At 75.0% G+C, this 20,203-nt stretch carries 17 protein-coding genes; 13 read left to right on the forward strand and 4 right to left on the reverse strand.

What is annotated here, in order from left to right:
• Window positions 1-39: 39 nt before the first annotated feature.
• On the forward strand, window positions 40-714 hold the full coding sequence (locus tag QOZ88_RS12975; RefSeq protein ID WP_306000173.1) for an NUDIX domain-containing protein: 675 nt from the start codon (window positions 40-42) through the stop codon (window positions 712-714).
• Window positions 715-957: 243 nt separating this feature from the next.
• On the opposite strand, the gene QOZ88_RS12980 is transcribed toward QOZ88_RS12975, so the two are convergent.
• Window positions 958-1,713: a hemerythrin domain-containing protein gene (locus tag QOZ88_RS12980; protein ID WP_306000174.1), complete on the reverse strand. Its 756-nt coding sequence runs from the start codon at window positions 1,711-1,713 to the stop codon at window positions 958-960.
• Window positions 1,714-1,969: 256 nt separating this feature from the next.
• Here QOZ88_RS12980 and QOZ88_RS12985 point away from each other — a divergent pair, with 256 nt between their 5' ends.
• The 6 genes from QOZ88_RS12985 to QOZ88_RS13010 all read left to right on the forward strand — a co-directional run bounded on the left by QOZ88_RS12985 (window position 1,970) and on the right by QOZ88_RS13010 (window position 8,971).
• On the forward strand, window positions 1,970-2,770 hold the full coding sequence (locus QOZ88_RS12985) for an alpha/beta fold hydrolase (protein WP_306000175.1): 801 nt from the start codon (window positions 1,970-1,972) through the stop codon (window positions 2,768-2,770).
• A gap of 19 nt (window positions 2,771-2,789) precedes the next feature.
• A complete protein-coding gene (locus tag QOZ88_RS12990) occupies window positions 2,790-5,033 on the forward strand; it encodes a SpoIIE family protein phosphatase (RefSeq protein WP_306000176.1) in 2,244 nt (747 codons plus the stop codon).
• Between the two features lie 73 nt (window positions 5,034-5,106).
• The gene (locus QOZ88_RS12995) at window positions 5,107-5,424 is read left to right on the forward strand and encodes a hypothetical protein (protein WP_306000177.1); all 318 of its coding nucleotides are present in this window, start codon (window positions 5,107-5,109) and stop codon (window positions 5,422-5,424) included.
• A gap of 86 nt (window positions 5,425-5,510) precedes the next feature.
• Window positions 5,511-6,671 (forward strand): acyl-CoA dehydrogenase family protein, encoded by a 1,161-nt coding sequence (locus tag QOZ88_RS13000; protein WP_306000178.1) that lies wholly within the window; start codon window positions 5,511-5,513, stop codon window positions 6,669-6,671.
• Complete coding sequence (locus QOZ88_RS13005; protein WP_306000179.1) at window positions 6,671-7,744, forward strand: acyl-CoA dehydrogenase family protein; 1,074 nt, start codon at window positions 6,671-6,673, stop codon at window positions 7,742-7,744. Before QOZ88_RS13000 ends, QOZ88_RS13005 begins: the two co-directional genes overlap by 1 nt.
• A gap of 3 nt (window positions 7,745-7,747) precedes the next feature.
• Window positions 7,748-8,971 carry a CaiB/BaiF CoA transferase family protein gene (locus tag QOZ88_RS13010; protein WP_306000180.1) on the forward strand — a complete coding sequence of 408 codons (1,224 nt, stop codon included), beginning with the start codon at window positions 7,748-7,750 and terminating at the stop codon, window positions 8,969-8,971.
• An 18-nt stretch (window positions 8,972-8,989) separates the two neighbouring features.
• On the opposite strand, the gene QOZ88_RS13015 is transcribed toward QOZ88_RS13010, so the two are convergent.
• The 3 genes from QOZ88_RS13015 to QOZ88_RS13025 form a co-directional block, all read right to left on the reverse strand.
• Window positions 8,990-10,201: an MFS transporter gene (locus QOZ88_RS13015; protein ID WP_306000181.1), complete on the reverse strand. Its 1,212-nt coding sequence runs from the start codon at window positions 10,199-10,201 to the stop codon at window positions 8,990-8,992.
• Window positions 10,202-10,268: 67 nt separating this feature from the next.
• The gene (locus QOZ88_RS13020; protein WP_306000182.1) at window positions 10,269-11,024 is read right to left on the reverse strand and encodes an SDR family NAD(P)-dependent oxidoreductase; all 756 of its coding nucleotides are present in this window, start codon (window positions 11,022-11,024) and stop codon (window positions 10,269-10,271) included.
• 47 nt (window positions 11,025-11,071) lie between these two features.
• A complete protein-coding gene (locus QOZ88_RS13025) occupies window positions 11,072-11,797 on the reverse strand; it encodes a GntR family transcriptional regulator (RefSeq protein ID WP_306000183.1) in 726 nt (241 codons plus the stop codon).
• Between the two features lie 209 nt (window positions 11,798-12,006).
• Here QOZ88_RS13025 and QOZ88_RS13030 point away from each other — a divergent pair, with 209 nt between their 5' ends.
• The 6 genes from QOZ88_RS13030 (at window position 12,007) to QOZ88_RS13055 (ending at window position 20,185) form a co-directional block, all read left to right on the forward strand.
• A complete protein-coding gene (locus tag QOZ88_RS13030; protein ID WP_306000184.1) occupies window positions 12,007-13,023 on the forward strand; it encodes a TAXI family TRAP transporter solute-binding subunit in 1,017 nt (338 codons plus the stop codon).
• 80 nt (window positions 13,024-13,103) lie between these two features.
• Window positions 13,104-13,637, forward strand: coding sequence for a hypothetical protein (locus QOZ88_RS13035; RefSeq protein WP_306000185.1), 534 nt, complete (start codon window positions 13,104-13,106; stop codon window positions 13,635-13,637).
• Window positions 13,634-15,877 carry a TRAP transporter permease gene (locus QOZ88_RS13040; RefSeq protein ID WP_306000186.1) on the forward strand — a complete coding sequence of 748 codons (2,244 nt, stop codon included), beginning with the start codon at window positions 13,634-13,636 and terminating at the stop codon, window positions 15,875-15,877. Before QOZ88_RS13035 ends, QOZ88_RS13040 begins: the two co-directional genes overlap by 4 nt.
• Window positions 15,878-15,907: 30 nt before the next feature.
• Window positions 15,908-16,747, forward strand: a complete 840-nt coding sequence (locus QOZ88_RS13045) for a DUF6282 family protein (protein ID WP_306000187.1) — start codon at window positions 15,908-15,910, stop codon at window positions 16,745-16,747.
• The gene (locus QOZ88_RS13050) at window positions 16,744-18,930 is read left to right on the forward strand and encodes an Ldh family oxidoreductase (RefSeq protein WP_306000188.1); all 2,187 of its coding nucleotides are present in this window, start codon (window positions 16,744-16,746) and stop codon (window positions 18,928-18,930) included. The genes QOZ88_RS13045 and QOZ88_RS13050 overlap by 4 nt, the downstream gene beginning before the upstream one ends.
• Window positions 18,923-20,185, forward strand: coding sequence for an MFS transporter (locus tag QOZ88_RS13055; RefSeq protein ID WP_306000189.1), 1,263 nt, complete (start codon window positions 18,923-18,925; stop codon window positions 20,183-20,185). The genes QOZ88_RS13050 and QOZ88_RS13055 overlap by 8 nt, the downstream gene beginning before the upstream one ends.
• Window positions 20,186-20,203 lie beyond the last annotated feature (18 nt).

The following is a 20,203-nucleotide window of genomic DNA, read 5'->3' on the forward strand; positions in this document are numbered from 1 at the left end:
CTGCCCGGGCGCCGTGCCTCGCGCACTAGCGTCCTGCGTGTGACGCAGATTCCCGGCATCGACGTCCCGGACGCCCGCGGCCGCACCGGCCTGGATCGGGTGGGGCGGGACCTCAGCGGCAACCCGCGGGTGCACATCACCGACGTGGAGCTCGTGGCGAGCGCCTGGCACGTGCTGCGCCGGACCACCTTCGAGTACCGCCGCGCGGACGGCACCTGGGTGACCGAGGCGCGGGAGACCTACGACCGCGGCAACGGGGCGACCATCCTGCTGCACGACGTCGCCCGCGGGACCGTCCTGCTCTCCCGGCAGTTCCGCTTCCCGGTGTACGTGAACGGCCACCCCGACGGCATGCTCCTCGAGGCCGCCGCCGGGCTGCTCGACGAGGACGATGCCGAGACCGCCATCCGCCGGGAGGCCGAGGAGGAGCTCGGGGTGACGGTGGGCGAGCTCCAGCACGTCTTCGACGTCTGGATGAGCCCCGGCTCGGTCACCGAGCGGCTGCACTTCTACGCCGCCCCCTACACGGCGGCCGACCGCACGGCCGACGGCGGCGGGCTGGCCGAGGAGGGCGAGGACATCGAGGTGGTGGAGCTGCCGTTCGACGAGGCGCTGCGGATGGTGGCCGACGGCCGGATCGCCGACGCGAAGACGATCATGCTGCTGCAGTGGGCGGCGCTGCAGGGCCCGTTCGCCGCAGGGGCGCGCCGGTAGCCGGCCGGCGCGGGCGGAGAAGCAATTCGCGTTCCATCGCCACTCTGCGGACACCTTCCCGACACACCGGCTCCCTAGCGTCGTCGGCACGACGACGAGGAGGAGGACCGGCCATGAGCACCGCGACGAAGGAGCGGACCACCTGGGTCTGCGACAACTGCCACGGGCGCGAGATGAGCGCCCGCAAGCGCTGCCGCGACTGCGGGACGTCCCGCTGCTGACCCGGTACCGGGCCGGGACGGCTCAGGCGGCGGGCGGGGCGCCGCGCAGCCGGACGACGGCGGCGCGGTAGCGACCGCCACCCCAGAGCCGCCAGGCCAGCCGCCTGCCGCGCGGCAGGCCACCGAGCAGGCGGGCGCGGTCGGCGGCGCTGCAGTCCTCCAGGGCCAGCCCCAGCACGAGCAGCTGCTCGCGCCCGGAGAGCCCGCAGCGCGCGGTGCGCACGACCGGTGCCCACCCGGCGTCGGTCAGGTGGGCGTCGAGCAGGGGGAGCAGGATGGCCTCCTCCTCGGCGGTCTGGGCGTCGACGTCGTCGGCCAGCCGCCGGCAGGCGCGGGCGAAGGCCTCCCGTGCCCTTCCGCTGCCGGAGCAGGCCCACTGGCGGGCCGCGGTGTCCAGGTCGCGCAGCGCGGCGTCGATCCGGGCGCAGGAGGAGGTCCAGCCGGCGACGGCGGCGGCCACGGCCGGGCGGGCGCCCTCCGGTGCGCTGTGCAGGAGCGCGGGCCACACCGCGTCCCGCTCGACGGCGTGGTGGTGCAGCAGCAGCCGGGCCACCAGCCCGGCGTGGCGGGTGAGCGTCCCGGTGCGGGCGCACTCGCCGTCGGGCGCCCAGGTGGCGACGTCGGCCAGCGTGCGCAGCTCCCGGCGCACGAGCTGGTGCAGCACCCGCTGGTAGGTCGCCGCCCGGCCCGGGGCCCGGGGGGTCGCGACGGGCGGCGCCGGGTCGGCCGGGCGCCGGGGGAGCGGGACGGCGGGGGGAAGGACCGCGGTAGCGGTCATGGCGCGCACCTCGTTCAGCGGTTCGGGCCGGGGCTCCGGGATCGGCCGGAGCGCGGGATGCCGGGAGGGTAGGGCCGGCCGCCCACCGGGGGCAGCGGTTTTCGGGACCGGCCCGGGCGGTGCGGAGGGCGTCCGGCGGCGCGGAGCCGTGCGTCGTCCCGGGTTCACCGAGCGTGACCTGCGACGATCCGGAACCGTTCCGCTGCGACCGCGCGGATCGACCACACGCGGCGTCCGTTCCACTACGGTCGGGTCCGTGGGCAGCGTCGTCACTCGCAACCGGGTGAACGTCAGCGGCCTGCCCCAGGGACGGCCGATGGTGTTCGCGCACGGCTTCGGCTGTGACCAGACGCTGTGGCGGCTGGTGGCCCCGGACTTCGCCGTCGACCACCGGGTCGTGCTGTTCGACCACGTCGGGTCGGGGCAGTCGGACCTGTCGGCCTACGACCCCGAGAAGTACGACTCGCTCGACGGGTACGCGTGCGACGTCGTCGAGATCTGCCGCGAGCTGGCGCTCACCGACGTCGTCTTCGTCGGCCACTCGGTGAGCGCGATGATCGGCGTGCTCGCCCACCACCGGGCGCCCGAGCTGTTCGGCGCCATGGTGATGGTCGGGCCGAGCCCGCGCTACGTCGACGACGAGGGGTACGTCGGCGGGTTCAGCCGCGCCGACATCGTGGAGCTGCTCGACGCCCTCGACAGCAACCACCTGGGCTGGTCGGCCCAGATGGCGCCGGTGATCATGGGCAACCCGGACCGGCCGGAGCTGGCCGAGGAGTTGACCAACAGCTTCTGCCGGACCGCGCCGCACATCGCCCGGCAGTTCGCGCGGGTCACCTTCCTGTCGGACAACCGCGCCGACCTCCAGGGCATCGAGGTGCCCACGCTGGTGCTGCAGTGCAGCGCCGACGCGATCGCGCCGGACGCGGTCGGCGAGTACGTGCACCGGCAGATCCCCGGCAGCGCGCTCGTGCGCATGCGGGCCACGGGCCACGTCCCCCAGCTGTCCGCGCCGGAGGAGACCACGGCCGCCATCCGCGCGTTCCTGACGCCGTGACCGCCCCGGACGGCGTCCGGTGACCGGTTCCGGGGACGGGGGCAACCGGCTGGAGCGCCTGCTCGACGAGGACCCCGCCGACCTCTACGAGAACGCGCCGATGGGGTACCTCTCCACGCTTCCCGACGGGCGGGTCGTGAAGGCCAACCGCACCTTCTGCGCGTGGACCGGGCGGGCGCCGGAGGACCTGCTCGACCACCGGTTCCAGGACCTGCTCAGCGTCGGGGGCCGGGTCTTCTACAACACCCACCTGCTGCCGCTGCTGCGCCTGCAGGGCATGGTGCGCGAGATCGCCATCGACATCACCCGCATCGACGGCTCGCTGCTGCCGTGCCTGCTCAACGCCGTCGAGGTGCGCGACGAGGACGGCGCCCCGCTGCTGGTGCGGGCGACCCTGTTCGAGGCGACGGCGCGACGCCGGTACGAGCGGGAGCTGCTGGCGGCGCAGCGGCTGGCGGAGGAGTCCGAGGCCCGCTCGCGGGTGGTGCAGAAGGTCGTCTTCGACCTGGCCGCCGCGGCGACTCCAGAGGACGTCGCGACGGTGATCGTGCAGCGCGGGCGCGCGGCGCTGCGGGCCACCGGTGCCGCGCTGGTGCTGGTGGAGGGCGAGCCGGACGCGCAGGAGCTGCCGGCGCTGCGGCCGGTGCGGTCGGAGGGGGTGTCGCGCGAACTGCTGCGGCGGCTGCGGGATGCCGCCGGCAGCCGGCTGGCCCTGGAGCTCGCCCAGGGGCTGCGGTCGATCCTGCTCGACGCCCGGCTGCGGGCCGACCAGCCGGAGCTGGCGGCGACGATGGCCGCCGACGGGCTGACCGACCTGGTCGTCGTCCCCGTGTCGGCGGACTCCAAGCGGCTGGGCGTGCTGGTGCTGGCGCGCGGCGCGCCGGCGCGTGGCGACCTGATCAGCCTGCAGGAGCCGGGGGAGCACCGGCCGCTCACCCCGGCCGAGGTGGACCTGCTGTGGACGCTCGGCCGGCAGGCGGGGCAGGCCCTGGAGCGCGTGCGGCTGCACGAGCAGACCCGCCAGCAGGGCGAGCGGGCGGCGTTCCTGCTCGAGGCGGCGCGGCTGATGAGCGAGGCCCGCGACGTGACCGAGACGGTGCACCGGCTGGCCGGGCTGGTGGTGTCGCGGCTGGCCGACGTCTGCGTGATCGACATGGTCACCGAGCACGGCCTGCACCAGCCCGTGGCGCGGCACCGGGACCCGGACCGCCAGGCGGTGCTCGACCGGCTGCGCGGCAGCCACCCGCCGGCGAGGTCCCCGATGCACCCCTCGGTGCGCGCGCTGCGCGAGGGCCGGACGCAGTGGATCCGCGACCTGGAGGAGGCGCGGGCGGTGCTCGACGCCGTCGCCCCTGACGACGCCTTCCGCGAGGCCGTCGGCCACCTGGAGCTGGTCGGCGTGGTGGGCGTGCCGATGATCGTGGACGGCCGGCGGCTCGGCGTCGTCACGTTCGGGGCCGACCGGCACCGCGCGCCGTTCACCGCCGCCGACGTCGAGGTGGCCGAGCAGCTGGCCCTGCAGCTGTCGCAGGTGGTGGACAAGGCGCTGCGGCTGGAGTTCGAGGAGCGCACCTCGCACACGTTGCAGGCCAGCCTGCTGCCGCCGTCGCCCCCGGTCATCCCCGGGCTCACGACCGCGGTGCGGTACCTGGCGGCGACGCGGGGGGTCGACGTCGGCGGCGACTTCTACGACGTCGTCCGGCTGCCCGGGGACCAGGTGGGGCTCACGGTGGGGGACGTCGTCGGCCACGACATCACGGCGGCGGCGACGATGGGGCAGCTGCGCAGCGTGACGCGCGCGATGTCGGCCGACCGGCCCTCGCCGGCCGTGCTCGTCGACCGGCTGCAGCACAACTGGGAGCTGTTCGAGCTGCAGCGGATGGCGACCGCGCTGTTCGCGACACTGGACCCGGCGTCGGGGGAGCTGCGGCTCGCCTCGGCCGGGCACCTGCCGCCGCTGCTGTGCACCCAGGGCCGGGCGGAGCTGCTGCCGGTGCGCCCGACCCGCATGCTCGGAGCGCCGCCGGCGCCGGCGGTGGAGTGGAGCGGTGCCCTGCCGGAGGGCGCGGCGCTGCTGCTGTTCACCGACGGGCTGGTGGAGAGCCCGGGGGCCGATCTCGACGCAGGGCTCGCCCGGCTGGTCGAGGTGGCGGCGCGGGCGTGGACGGGGGACCCCGAGCAGCTGTGCGACCGGCTGCTGTCCGAGCTGACCGGTGAGCACCGGGCCGACGACATCGCGCTGCTGGCGCTGACCCGCAGCTGAGGGGCGCCGACCACCTTCCGGACGCCGTGGTTTCGGGTCACCATGGGAAGCGCGACCCCGGGAGGAGGCGGTGATGGACTCGTCGGCTCGTGGGAACCCGGTCACCGACGCCATCGACGGCGCGACCGGCGACTGGACGCTGTCGGGGGACGCGATGCGCTGGTCGCCCGAGCTGGCTGAACGGACGCCGGCCACCGGCGAGCTCGGCGGGCTGGAGACCGCTGCGGGCGTCGGCGCCGCGCTGGGCCTGGACGTGCAGGGCGTGCGGCGGCTGGTCTCGGGCGCGCTGGTCTCGCTGGGCGCGGTCGCCTCCGACGTCGTCACCGAGCTGCGCCAGCTGACCCGCGGCGATCCGGACGAGGAGGCACCCACCGACGTCCAGCCGGGCTGAACGGGGGCAACGGGGGGGCTGCCGGGCGGGGCGGTGCGGGCGACCTGTAGAACGGGCGTGAGCACGGCCACCCCCGAGGGAGTCGCATGAGCAACTCGTTGACACTGGCGCCCGCACCGCGGTCCGAGGCAGCCGAGCAGGTGCGGGCGGAGGTGCGCGAGTTCCTCGCCGCCGAACTCGCCGCCGGGAGCTTCCGGACGCACGTCGACACCTGGCTGTCCGGCGTCGACCCGGGGTTCTCGAAGAAGCTGGGCGAGCGCGGCTGGCTCGGCATGACCTGGCCGAAGAAGTACGGCGGCCACGAGCGCTCGGCGATGGAGCGCTACGCCGTCACGGAGGAGCTGCTCGCCGCCGGCGCCCCGGTGGCCGCGCACTGGATCGCCGACCGGCAGTCCGGGCCGAACCTGCTCACCTACGGCACGGAGAAGCAGCGGGAGGAGATCCTGCCGCGCATCGTCGCGGGCGAGTGCTTCTTCGTCATCGGCATGAGCGAGCCGGACTCGGGCTCCGACCTCGCCTCGATCCGCACGAGGGCCACGCGGAACGGCGACGGCGACTGGGTGGTCAACGGCGCGAAGGTGTGGACGTCGAACGCGCACCACTCCCACTACGGGATCGTGCTGGTGCGCACCTCGCCGGCCGACCCGTCGAGCCGGCACGCCGGCATGTCGCAGCTGCTGGTCGACCTCTCGCTGCCCGGCATCTCGATCAACCCGATCCGCATCCTCGACGGCGGCCACCACTTCAACGAGGTGGTGTTCGAGGACGTCGTCGTCCCCGGCGACATGCTGCTGGGCGAGGAGGGCAACGGCTGGCACCAGGTGACCGCCGAGCTCGCGTTCGAGCGCTCCGGCCCGGAGCGGTTCCTGTCGACCTACCCGCTCGTCGCCGAGTTCGGGCGCCGGGTGGCCGAGACGGGCGATCCCGGGCAGCTGGCCGCGCTCGGCCGGCTCTCGGCGCGGCTGCTCGCGCTGCGGCAGATGTCGCTGCGGATCGCCGCGGCGCTGGACCGCGGGGAGCTGCCCAACATCCCGGCGGCGCTGGTCAAGGACGTGGGGACGACGTTCGAGGCGGACGTCGTCGAGGAGGTCCGCAAGGTGGTCGACGTGACGCCGTCGCTGGACTCGCCGGACCCGCTGGCGCGGGCGCTGGCCGAGGCGCAGCTGCACCAGCCGGGCTTCACGCTGCGCGGCGGGACCAACGAGATCCTGCGCGGGATCGTGGCTCGTGGATTGGGCCTCCGCTGATGGCATCGGACCAGGACCTGGTGGTCGAGACCGTCAAGGACATCCTGAGCGGCTTCGAGCCGTTCGTGCTCACCGCCGAGCGCCGCTGGGACGCCGGGCTGTGGTCGGCGCTGGCCGACGCCGGGCTGACCGGGGTGGGCCTGCCCGAGGAGGCCGGCGGCTCGGGTGGCGAGCTGGCCGACGCGGTGGCGATCGTGCGGACGCTCGCCGCCGGTGCCGGGGCGGTGCCGGTGGCCGAGCAGCTGCTCGTGGCGGGCCCGGCGCTGGTGGCCGCGGACCTGGCGCTGCCCTCGCCGGAGGAGCCGACGACGTTCGCCGTCGCCGACGCGGTGACCGTGCACCCGGTCGACAACGGTGACGGGCCGGGGCGGTTCACGCTCTCCGGGACGGTCGCCGACGTGGCGTGGGCGGGTGCGGCGCGGCACGTCGTCGTCCTCGCGCCCGCCCCGGCGGGGATGGAGAGGTCGGTGCTGGCGCTGGTCGACGCGTCGTCGCTGCCGGCGGGCGACGCGTTCAACCTGGCCGGTGAGCCGCGCGGGTCGCTGGTGCTCGACCGGGTCGGTGCCTCCGGCGCGCTGCTGACCGAGGCCGGGGCGAGCGAGGTGCGGGCCCGCTACGCGCTGGCGCGGTCGGTGCAGCTCGCCGCCGCGCTCGAGCAGGTGCTGGCGTGGACGGTGCAGTACGCGGGGGAGCGGCACCAGTTCGGCCGGCCGCTGGGCAAGTTCCAGGCGATCCAGATGGAGCTCGCGGAGATGGCCGGCGAGGTGACCGCGGTGACGGCGCTGACCGACGCCGCCGTCCAGTCGCTGGACCGGGGCGAGAACGTGGTGCTGGCCGCCGCGGCGGCGAAGGTGCGGGCCGGGGCCGCCGTCGAGGTGGTGGCACGGCTGGCGCACCAGGTGCACGGCGCGATCGGGTTCACCCAGGAGCACAAGCTGCACCACCTGACGCGGCGGCTGTGGTCGTGGCGGGACGAGGCCGGCAGCGAGCTGGTGTGGTCGCGGGTGCTGGCCTCGGGGTTGCTGGCCGGTGGGCCGGACGAGCTCTGGCCGGCGCTGACCCGCGCGGTCTGACCGGTGCCGTCCGGGCGGGGGCCGCTGGCCGACGTCACCGTCCTGGACCTGACCTCGACCTTCCTGGGCCCCTACTGCGCCGAGCTGATGGCGCAGATGGGCGCCCGGGTGATCAAGGTGGAGCCGCCCGAGGGCGACATCATCCGGTACGTGGCCGACGACCGGCACTCCGGCCTGGGCCCCGCCTTCCTCACCTTCAACCGGGGCAAGGAGTCCGTCGTCCTCGACCTCGCGACGGCGGCCGGCCGGGACGCCCTCGACCGGCTGATCGACACCGCTGACGTCTTCCTGCACAACATGCGCCCGGGGGCGATGCGGAAGCTGCGCATCGACCCGGGCGCGGTGCGGGCGCGCAACCCACGGCTGGTCTACTGCCACGCCGTCGGCTACGGCTCGGCCGGGCCGTACCGCGACGAGCCCGCCTACGACGACGTCGTGCAGGGCGTCTCGGGAGTCGCGGCGGTGCAGGGCGGCACCGCCGAGCCGCAGTACGTGCGGACGCAGGTGGTGGACAAGACCGTCGGGGTCATGGCGCTGGCCGCGATCCTCGCCGCCCTGCACGAGCGCGACGTCTCGGGCGAGGGCCAGGCCGTCGAGGTGCCGATGTTCGAGTCGATGGCGACCTTCCTGCTGATGGAGCAGCAGGGGCAGCGGGTCTACGCCGGCCGCACCGGCGGCACCGGGTACGCGCGCACCGCCTCGCCGTACCGCAAGCCCTACCGCACCGCCGACGGCACGATCTCGGTGCTGCTCTACACCGACGGCCAGTGGCGCACCTTCTTCCGCCTCGTCGACCGCCCGGACCTCGCCGACGACCCCGAGCTGCACAGCATCCGGGGGCGGACGAAGCGGATCGACGAGCTGTACGCCGTGGTCGAGGAGGCGCTCGCGCAGCGGACGACCGGCGAGTGGATCGAGCTGCTGCGCGCGCACGCCGTCCCCGCGATGCCGGTGCACTCCATCGAGGACCTCTTCGCCGATGAGCACCTCGCGGCGGTGGGCCTGTTCGAGGACGTCGAGCACCCCACCGAGGGGCCGCTCGTGCACGCCCGTCTGCCGTGGACCTTCTCCCGCAGCGGTGCGCCGCACCTGTCCGGCGCCCCCGCGCTCGGGGAGCACTCCGGCCCGGTGCTGCGCGCGGTCGGGCTGGACGACGACGCGATCCGGGCGGCGAGCGGCCGTCCGCACCACCCCGCCGGCGAGCCGCACGCCGGCCCACCCGCCTGACTGCCGGGCGCACGATCCCTACGACGAGCCGGCCGCGCGGTCGGACAGCACGAGCAGGACGGCGGCGGCCAGCACGCAGCCGGCGATCGCGGTGAACCCGGCGCCGTAGCCCACGGCCGTGATCAGCGCCCCCACGGCGACGGGCGCCACCACGCGGCCGAACTGGACCGCCAGCGCCTGCTGGCCCGACACCGCCGCGAACACCGGCCCGGGGACGAAGTGCCCGAGCAGGGCGGGCCGGGCGATGTTGAGGACGCCGAAGCCGACGCCGAACAGCAGCACGAACGCCACGGTGGCCACCGGCTGGGGGAGCAGGAAGAGCGCCGCGACGCCGACGGCCTGACCGAGGACCATCGCCGCCGTCACGTGCCCGATCCCCACCCGCGCGGCGAGGACCGTCAGGACGACACGCCCGGTCACCGACAGCGCCCCCAGCCCCCCGGCCGCCACCGCGGCCAGCCCGGCCGGCGCGCCCGCCTCGAGCAGGTAGGCGACGAGGAACACCGCCACGGCGGCGTTGGCCACCATCTGCAGCGCCGCGGCCAGCGTCAGCCAGCGCACCGCGGGCCGCCGGTAGGCACCGCCCGGGCCCCGGTACGGCTGCAGGTCGACGTCGGGCGCGGCCGACGCGGCGGCGGAGGGCGGTGGGTCGGCGTCCGCACGACCGTCGGGCAGCAGATCCAGGTCGGCCGGGGACCGACGCAGCACCAGCGCGTGCGGCAGCGCGCACGCCGCGACGACCGCGGCGAGGACGACCAGGGCCGGCCGCCAGCCCACGCCGTCGATGAGGAACTGGGACGTGGGCAGGAAGATCGTCGAGGCGAACCCGGCGACCACCGTCAGGGTCAGCAACGCGCGCGGGCGGTCGCGGCGGAACCAGGTGTTGATGACCGCGTAGGCCGGTTCGTAGAGCACCGCCGCGCTCGCCAGGCCGATGCCGGCGAACGCCAGGTACAGCTGCCCGAGGTCCTCCGCCTGCGACCAGGCGAGCACCGAGGCACCGCCCAGCAGGCTGCCGGTGGTCATCACCCACCGCGCACCCCACCGGTCCAGCCACCGCCCGACCACGACGGCACCCAGCCCGCTCAGCGCCAGCGACAGCGTCAGGGCCCCGGAGAGCTGGGCGGTCGAGGCGTCCAGCTCCTCGCGCATCGGCACGAGGAAGACGGCGAAGGAGTAGTAGAGGACGCCGTAGGAGACCGTCTCGGTGACGGCGAGCGCCCACACCATGCGCCAGCCGGGGAAGTCCCGGCGGCGGGTGACCAGTGGGGTGCGCCCGCCCCGGCTCAGCGCGGGCTCACTTGCGGCGGGCGATCTTGCCCGAGCCGGCCTGGTCCAGCGGGTAGACCAGGACGTCGGCGATCACCACGTGCGGCGGCTGGTTGGCGACCCAGGTGACCACATTGGCGATGTCGGCGGCCACCAGCGGCGTGACGCCGTCGTACACCGCGGCGGCGGCCTCCTTGTCGCCGTGGAAGCGGACCTCGGAGAACTCGGTCTCGACCATGCCCGGGTCGACCTCGCTGATCTTGACGCCGCTGCCGAGCACGTCCATGCGCATGCCCCGGGTGATCCGCTCGACCGCGGCCTTGGTGGCGCAGTAGACGGTGCCGCCCGGGTAGACCTCGCGCCCGGCGTTCGACCCGATGTTGATCACGTGCCCCGAGCCGCGCTCGACCATGCCGGGCAGCACGGCGCCCGAGACGTTCAGCAGCCCGCGCACGTTGGTGTCGAGCATCTGGTCCCAGTCGTCCGGGTCGTCCTCGTGCAGCGGCGTCTTCCCCCGGGCCAGCCCGGCGTTGTTCACCAGGACGTCGATCGGCGGCCAGCCGTCGGGCAGCGAGCCGAGCACCTCGTCGACCTGCGCCCGGTCGCGCACGTCGAGGGCCACCGGCAGGACGGCGTCCCCGTGCTCGGCCCGGAGGTCCTCCAGCCGGTCGGTGCGCCGGGCCGCCGCGATCACCCGGGCCCCCTGGGCGAGGAAGGCGTCGACGCAGGCGCGGCCGATGCCGCTGGAGGCGCCGGTCACGAGGACGACGGGGGTGGTTGCCATGGGGGCCTACTTCCGTGGGAGGGGACTGCCGTGGGAGGGCTCGACCGTCACCGACCGGGGTCGGTCGCCTGCGCCCCGGTGCCCCGCACCGGGACCAGGTCGGTCTCGTGCACGTCGCCGTCGGGGTGGATCTCCAGGTAGGAGTTCCGCGACAGCGCGACGTGCCGGTGCATCGCCTCGGCCGCGCGGGCGGCCTCGCCGGCGGCGATCAGCTCGGCCACCTGGCGGTGCTCGTGCCAGGCGCGCGGCGCGATGGAGGACACCAGCGGGGCGAAGAACCAGCGGCTGCGGAGGGAGAGCTGCTCGCCGAACTGGAGCAGGAGGTGGTTGCGGGCGTGCACCAGGACGGCGCGGTGGAAGCGCGCCGTGTGCGCGGCCATCTCCTGGGAGGGCACCCCGCGCCGCCAGTCGGCGTCCGCACGGTCGCAGATCTCCAGCAGCTCCGCGGCGTCCTCGGGGGTGCGACGCACGGCGGCCAGGTGCGCCGCCTCGCGCTCGACCAGCTGGCGGGCCTCGAAGAACTCGTGCACCTGCTGCCGGGTGGGCTTGTTGACGAACGCGCCGTACCGGGGCCGCAGCGTGATCCAGCCGTCCCGGTGCAGGCGCTGCAGCGCCTCGCGCACCGGCCCGCGGCTGACCCCGAGCTGCGCGGCCAGCCGCTCCTCGACGAGGTGGTCGCCGGGCGCCAGGGACCGGCTGATCAGCAGCTCCTGGAGGCGCTCGTACACGTGCTCGCGCAGGGGCAGGGCGGCGATGGGCAGTGCGTCGGACATCGGCCGGCCTCCACGCGACGCTCGGAAAAGTCATCGTTCCGAGACACTGTAAACAGTAGACAGTCCCGAATGTGAGCTGCTTCACTCCTGTGATCTGATGAACGGCATGTTGCTGACGCCCCCTCCGGCTGCGGGTGGGCCGGCATGCGGGCGGGCCCGCATCCGGTGCCCCGGCCGCCGCCGGGCCGGCACCGACAGGAAGGCCCACGATGATCTCGACTCCCGGCTCCCACCCCGGCACGCGGTCGCGCCTCCTCCTCTCCCTGGGGGTGGCCACCACGCTCGCGCTCACGGCCTGCGGCGGCGACTCGGCCGACGACACGGCCAGCGGCGGCGACGGTGACGCGCAGTCGTTCAACGAACAGCTGACGTTCGCCACCGGCGGCACCGGCGGCGTGTACTTCCCCTACGGCGGTGGCATCGCCAACGTGCTGAGCTCCGAGATCCCGGGGCTCACGGTGACGGTCCAGGAGACCAACGCGTCGGTCGACAACATGCAGCTGCTCGACACCGAGCAGGCGCAGCTGGCGCTGGCGCTCGGCGACGTCGTCTCCGACGCCGCCAACGGTGAGAACACCTTCAGCGAGGCGCTGGAGATCTGCTCGCTGGGCAACATGTACAACAACTTCGTCCACTTCTTCACGACGGCGGACACCGGCATCACCTCCATCGAGGACCTGCAGGGCAAGCGCGTCTCGCCCGGCGCCGTAGGCTCCGCCTCGGAGGTCACCGCGGACCGGATCATGGAGGCCGCCGGCCTGGACCCGCAGACCGACATCGAGCGCGTCCAGCTGGGCGTCGCCGAGACGGTGGCGGCGATCCAGGACGGCACGGTGGACGCCGGCGCCTGGTCCGGCGGCCTGCCGACGGGTGCCATCGTCGACCTGGCGAGCACCGACGACCTGGTGCTGATCCCGACCGGTGAGTACGCCGAGCCGCTGTCCGAGGAGTACGGCGACTACTACTTCGCCGAGGAGATCCCGGCCGGGACCTACGAGGGCCAGGAGGAGGCGGTGTCGAACGTCGTGTCGCCGAACATCCTCGTGGTGCGCACCGACATGGACGAGGCCCTGCAGGAGGCCATCACCCGCACCATCTTCGAGAACCAGGAGCAGCTGCTCACCGTGCACCCGGCGGCCGAGGAGCTGAACGCCGAGACCGCCGACGAGGTCGGGTTCATCGAGACCTGCCCCGGCGCGCAGACCTACTTCGACTCGGTCGGCTGACCGGCAGCCCGACCCGTGCGCTGCCGGGTGCCGGAGCGACCTCCGGCCCCGGCGGCCCCGGGCCCTCCCGACGCCCGCTCGTGGCACGTCACCTCCTCCTCGCCGTCGTCGCGGTGCTCGCCACCGGAACGGCGGCCGGGGTCGCGGTCGCGGTCGCCACGGCGGAGGGCGGGCCCGTCGCGGTGGGCGAGGGAGCGCGGGCGGTCACCGTGCGCGCCCCGGACGGCGCGGTGGTCGCCCGCGTCCCGCTCGACGGCAGCACGTTCGCCGTCGGCTACCGCAACAGCATCTACCGGACCCTCGCCGAGGAGCGCTACCGCGTGCTCCCCGACGGCAGGTTCGAGCTCGTCGAACTCGCCGCGGAGCAGGTCGCGGTCCTCGAGGAGTACTACGCCGTGCCCGACCCGCCCCGCCCGGCCCCGCCCGGCGACCGGATGGCGTACGTGGTGCCACCCGATCCGGCCCGGCCCGCGGTGTTCGACGAGCTCAACATCGCCGCCACCGACCTGGGCGAGCGGACGCTCCACGTGCCCGGCGCCGAGCCGGTACCGATCTGGCAGCTCGTCGTCACCGACGACCCGACCGTGATTCTCGACATCGAGGAGAACCGATGAATCTCCGACGCCTCACGCACCGGCGGGCCGGGCCGGAGACGACCGGCGGCGCCACCCGGGTCGCCGACGACCGGGCGGGCGACGTCCCGGGGGCGCCACCGGCCAGCCCGGGCGCGCGGGACGGAACCGAGGACGCCTCCACCATCGACAAGAGCCTCGACCGGGAGCGGGAGGTGGACCCCGACGAGATCGACGAGGAGGCGCTGCTCGCCGAGTACGAGGCCGAGAAGCCGGCCCGGCACCTCACCGGGATCCCCGGCCACGTCGTCGCGGTCGTGGGTGTCGGGCTGGCCCTCTTCGCCCTCTACTGGGTGTTCAACCCCATGCCGCGGCAGGTGTACCTCCCGCTGTTCCTCAGCGTCGGGTTGTTCCTGACGTTCCTGACCTACCGCGGCTGGGGCCGGTCGGACGAGGACAAGCTGCAGGGCAAGGCCGACCACCCCAACGTCCTCGACTGGGCCCTCGCCGTGGTCTCGCTGGTGCCGGGCCTCTACATGGTCTACGACTGGCAGGGCTTCTTCCGCCGGGCGATCGTCCCGACCGACACCGACCTCATCGTCGGCACCCTGCTCGTCCTGCTGGTCCTGGAAGCAGCCCGGCGCACCGTCGGGCTGCTCGTCCCGCTCGTGGTGCTCGGGTTCCTGGCCATGGCGTACTTCGGTTCTTCCATGCCGAGCCCGTTCACCACCGCGGACTTCCAGTGGACGCGGCTCATCGGGCACAACGTCATGGGCACCCAGGGCATCTTCGGCGTACCGCTCGACGTCGCCGCGACCTACATCATCCTGTTCACCATCTACGGGGCCGTGCTCGCGGCCTCCGGCGCGACGAAGTTCTTCATCGACCTGTCGTTCGCCGCCTTCGGCCAGTCGAAGGCCGGGCCCGGTCGCACCGTGACGCTGTCGGGCTTCCTGCTGGGCACGGTGTCGGGCTCCGGCGTGGCGACGACGGTGACCCTCGGTGGCTTCGGCTGGCCGCTGCTGCGCAAGGCCGGCTACGCGTCGGAGGCGGGTGGCGGTGTGCTCGCCGCCGCCGGCATCGGTGCGATCATGTCGCCGCCCACCCTCGGCGCCGCGGCGTTCATCATCGCCGAGCTGCTCAACGTCTCCTACCTCGAGGTGCTGATCTGGGCGACGATCCCGACGATCCTGTACTACCTCGGCATCGTGCTGGCGATCGAGTTCGACGCCCGCCGGCACGGCACGCACCAGGTCGAGGTGGAGGAGAAGTCGGCGTGGCGGCTGCTCCTCCGCTTCGGGTACCACTTCAGCTCGCTGGCCGCGATCGTCTTCTTCCTGGCCCTGGGCTACACGCCCTTCCGCGCCGTCGTGTACGCCACGGCGCTGGCCTTCCTGCTCAGCTGGCTGGACCGCGAGCACTGGATGACGCCGAAGCGCACCTGGCACGCGCTCGGCCAGGGCGCGGTCGGAGCCCTCTCGGTCATCCCGGTCATGGCCGTCGCCGGCATCATCGTCGGCGTCATGACCCTCACCGGTCTGGCGCTGCGGCTCGCCGGCATCATCGTCGACTTCGCCGGCGGCAGCCTCGTGCTCACCGCGCTCTTCTCGGCGGTCGTGGTGATCCTGCTCGGCCTGGCCGTGCCGGTCACGGCGAGCTTCATCATCTCGTTCGTGATCATCTCGCCGGCGCTGCAGCAGGTCGGCGTCGAGCCGTTCGCCGCGGCGATGTTCATCTTCTACTACGCCGTGCTGAGCGAGGTGTCCCCGCCGACGGCGCTGTCGCCCTTCGCGGCCGCGGCGATCACCGGCGGCAAACCGGTGCCCACGATGTGGCTCACCTGGAAGTACACGTTGCCGGCCTTCCTCGTGCCGTTCATCTTCGTGCTCTCGGAGAACGGCATCGGGCTGCTGTTCGAGGGCGGTGCCGGGACCGTCGCCATCGCCTTCGTCGCCGCGTCGCTCGCGGTCGGCGCGCTCGCGGTGGTCACCGGCAAGTGGCTCATCGGGCCGGCCGCCTGGCCCGAGCGGCTGCTCTTCCTGGGTGCGGCCGTGGCGCTGCTGGTCATGGAGCCGCTGTGGATCGCCATCGGCCTGGGGTTCGGCGCGCTCGGCACCGTGGTGCACCTCGTCATGCGCAGGAGAGCCGGGGACGACGTCGCCGGCACGGTGAAGGGCATGGTCCCCGGGCGCGGTGGGGGAGCAGGCGACGACGCCGCGGCCCCGACCGGGACGACGGCGGGCGCCACCGGCCCGGGCACCGACCGTCCCGGGGAGCGCTGACGTGGGCGGTTGCACCCTGCGGGGGGCGTCGTGATCTCCGGGGTCGCCGACCTGCACGTCCACGGCGCGCCGAGCCTCGTGGAGCGGCACGGCTTCGACCACGAGGTCGTCGGCGCGCACGGGTCGGTCGGCGTCGACCTGGCGGTGCTCAAGGCGCACGAGGGCTCGACCGTCGAGCGGGCGGTCTTCGCCGCCCAGCGCGGCGAGGCGGCCGGCGTCGAGGTGTACGGCGGGATCGTGCTCAACTCGCCGGTCGGGGGCGCCAACCCGGACGCGGTCGAGGTGGCGGCGCGGCTGGGGGGCCGGGTGGTGTGGATGCCGACGGTGTCGGCGCCGGCGCACATCGACTCGCCGTCCAGCCCGGCCAGGTCGGTGCACCGGGGCATGGTGTTCCGCCAGGTCGACGTCGTGGACGACGCGGGGGCGCTGCTGCCCGCGTGGCAGGACGTGCTCGACGTCGTCGCCGCCTACGACCTCGTGCTGGCCTCGGGCCACCTCACCTGCGCGCAGACCCTGGCGCTGTTCCGGGCGGCGAAGGCGGCGGGGGTGACCCGGATGCTGTTCAACCACCCGCGGATGCCGTTCCTGGAGTGGGACGACGACGCGGCGCCGGAGCTCGCCCGGCTCGGCGTGGTGCTGGAGCTCGGCATCCTGCCCGACATCCTGACCACCGACGGCCCGCCGTCGACGACGCTCGGCGAGGTGTACCCCCACGACATGCTCGCCTTCGGCGGCGACCTCGGGCACGCGCACCACCCGACCATGGAGCAGGCGCTGCCGGGCTGGTTGGCCGGCCTCGAGCGGTCGGTGGGGGAGGCGGACGCCGAGCTGATCCTGACCACGGTCGGGCGACGGCTGGTGCGGCGGTGATCCGGGTCGCGCTGCTGCCGGGGGACGGTGTCGGCGCGGAGGTGCTGGAGGGGCCGACCCGGCTGCTGCGGCGGCTGGCCGAGCAGGGCCTGGTGGAGGTCACCGGGCCGTGGCCGGTCGGGGCGCGGGCCGCCGCCGTCACCGGCGAGGTGCTCCCCGAGGAGACGCTCGCCGCCTGCGACGACGCGGACGCGATCCTGCTCGGCGCCGTGGGGGAGGACCCCGGCGTCCCGCCCGAGGTCTGCCCGCGGCCCGAGGTCGCCCTGCACCGGCTGCGGGCCCGCTACGACCTGCGCCTCTCGGTGCGCGACATCCCGCTCGGCGAGGACGGCGACCTCACCGTCGTGCGCAACCTCATCGGCGGCTCCTACGGCACCGGGCCGGCCGACCGCACCTACTCGGCGGGCGGCGGCGAGGCCGCGGACGTGCTGCGGCTGACCCCGGAGCGCATCACCGAGGTGGTCGAGCTCGGCATCGACCGGCTGCTGCAGCGGGGTGGCGGCACGGCGGCCGGCCGCCTGGTGTCGGTGGACAAGGCGAACCTCTACGCCACCGGCCGCCTGTGGCGGCAGGTCGCCACCGACGTCGCCGGCCGCCGCGGCGTCCCCGTCGAGCACCGCTACGTCGACCGCGCCGCCTTCGAGCTGGGGTCGGGCGCCGAGGTGCCCGCGGTGATCGTCACCGAGGGGCTGCTCGGCGACATCCTCAGCGATCTCGCCGCCGGGCGGGCCGGCTCGCCGGCGCTCTGCGGGTCGGCCTCGATCCACCCGGGCCCGCCGGCGCAGGGACGCTGCCAGGGGCTGTTCGAGCCGGCGCACGGCTCGGCGCCGCGGCGGGCGGGCCTGCGCCAGGTCGACCCGCTCGGCGGCTTCCTCGCCCTGGTCGCGCTGCTGCAGCACTTCGACGCGACCCGGGCGCTGGGCGACCGGCTGCGCGCGGCGACGCACACCGTGCTGCGGCAGGGCCCCTGGACCTACGACCTCGCCCCGGCCGGCGTCGCGCCGGCCTCCACCGGCGAGGTCGCCGACGCCGTGCTCGCCGCGTTCGGCACGACGGCCCCCGGCGGCGCGCGCGGGCCGGTGGAGGTGCGGCCCGAGCCGGACGTGCGGGTGCCGGCCGAGGTACTGGCGTCCTGGACGGTCGACGTGCTGGAGTCCGTCGGCGTGCGCCCGGCGCACGCCCGGGACGTGGCGCACGTGCTGGGCTACGCCGACCTCTCGGGCATCGACTCGCACGGAATCGCCCGGCTGCCGGCGTACGTGACCATGATCGGCAACGGGGCCATCGCCGCGGACGGCGACCCGGTGGTGCACTCCGACGGCGGGGCGGTCGCCCTCGTCGACGGGCAGGGGCTGCTCGGCCACCCGGTCACGACCGTGGCGCTGGAGGAGGCGGTCGAGCGGGCGCGGCGGTACGGCGTCGGCTGGGTCAACGTGCGCCGCAGCAGCCACCACGGCGCGAGCGGCTCCTACGTGCACGACGTCGCGACGCAGGGCCTGGTCGGGCTGGTGGCCACGAACACCGGTCCCATCGTCGCCCCGACGGGGACCGGGCGGCCGTACTTCGGCACCAACCCGCTGGCGCTGGGCGTGCCGGTGGCCGGCGAGGAGCCGATGGTGTTCGACATGGCCACCTCCGCGGTGGCCGGCGGCAAGTTCGAGATCGCGCTCCGGCAGGGGCTGCCCGTGCCCCTCGGCTGGGGCCTGACCGCCGAGGGCGAGCCGACGACCGACCCCGCGGCGGTCTTCCCGGGCAAGGGCGCGCTGCTCCCGCTGGGCAGCGACCGCGAGCGTTCCAGCCACAAGGGGTACGGCCTGGGCCTCCTGGTCGAGGTGCTCACCGGGGTGCTCGCCGGCGGCCCCCTCGGCCCGCAGGTCGGCAACCTGACGTTCCGGTCCGAGCCCCGGCCACCGGGCACCAGCCACCTCGTCGTCGTCCTCGACCCGGCCCGGCTGGGGGACGCCGCCCGCATGCGCGGCGAGATGCAGCGGATGCTCGCCGAGCTCCGGGGGCTCCTGCCCGTCGACGAGGAGCTGCCGGTGCGCACCCCCGGCCAGCGCGCCGCCGCCGAGCGCGCGCGCCGGCGGGCCGACGGGGTGCCGCTGGACCGGGAGACGCACGCGGCGCTGGTCGCCCTCGGCGACCGGCTCGGCCGGCCGCTGGGGGCCGCCGCCCGTGGCTGAGGGGACTGCCGCCCCCGCCGCCGGCCCGGTCGCCTCCGGCCGCGCCGTGGTGCAGGGCGTCTCGGTCTCGGTGCTCGGCGTGCTGCCGGCCTTCCTCGTCGGCGCGCTCGCGGTGCAGATCCGGGCGGACCTGGGGGTGGGCCTCGGCGTCTTCGGCCTCGCCGCCGCCACGCTCTTCGCCGTCTCCGGGTCCCTCGCCCGGCCGGGTGGCCGGCTGGTGCAGCGGCTGGGCTCCCGGCGGGGCACCGCGCTGGCGGCGCTGCTGTCCATCGCCTCGCTGAGCGTGATCGCGCTCGCCCAGTCGGCGGCCTGGCTGATGGTCGGGCTGGCGGTCGGCGGCCTCGGCAACGCCGTCGCCCAGCCCTCGGCCAACCTCGGCATCTCCGAGCTGGTCACCGAGGCGCGGCTGGGGCTGGCCTTCGGCATCAAGCAGTCCTCGATCCCCGCGGCGACGCTGCTCGGGGGGCTGGCCGTGCCGGGGATCGCCCTGGTGCTGGGCTGGCGGTGGGCGGTGCTCGCCGCGATCGGCCTGGCGCTGGGGCTGCTGCTGTGGGCCGTCCTCACCGGCCGGGACGCCCGGTCCCGGGCCCCCGCGGCCGCGGACCGGGGGCCGGACAAGGGGATCCCGCGCCGGGGGCTGGTCGTGCTCACCGTCGGCGGGTTCCTCGGGGCGGCGGCGGCGACCTCCACCGGGGTGTTCCTGGTCGACTCCGCCGTCGCCGCCGGTCTGCGCCCGGGCGCCGCGGGCCTGCTGTTCGCGGCCTGCTCCGTGGTCGGCCTCGGTGCCCGGGTGTGGTTCGGGTGGCTCGCCGACCGGTACCCCGACCGCAGCCGCTACCTCTTCATCGCCAACCTCCTGGCCGGCGGGGCGGTCGCCTACCTGCTGCTGGCCACCGGTGCCGCGCCGCTGTTCGTGGCCGGGTCGTTCGGGGCCTACCTGCTCGGCTGGGCCTGGACGGGGCTGTTCCACTTCGCGGTGATCCGCGACAACCGGACGGCGGCGGCGTCGGTGACCGGCTTCGTGCAGACCGGCCTCTCCCTCGGTGCGGCCGGCGGGCCGCTGCTGTTCGGCGTGGTGGCGCAGGCCTTCTCCTACCGCGCGGCGTGGTCCACCGCGGCGGTGCTGAGCCTGGCTGCGGCGCTGACGGTGCGCTCGGCCCGCCGCACCGTCCGCCGCTCCCGCGGCCTGCCGGTGACGTCGCTGCGGCACCCGTGGCGGCCGGGAGCCGTGCCCGACCTGCACTCCCCGACCTGATCGGCGCACCCGGCCCGG

It is taken from the genome of Blastococcus carthaginiensis (genome assembly GCF_030731085.1).
In the GTDB taxonomy this organism is placed as follows: domain Bacteria; phylum Actinomycetota; class Actinomycetes; order Mycobacteriales; family Geodermatophilaceae; genus Blastococcus; species Blastococcus carthaginiensis.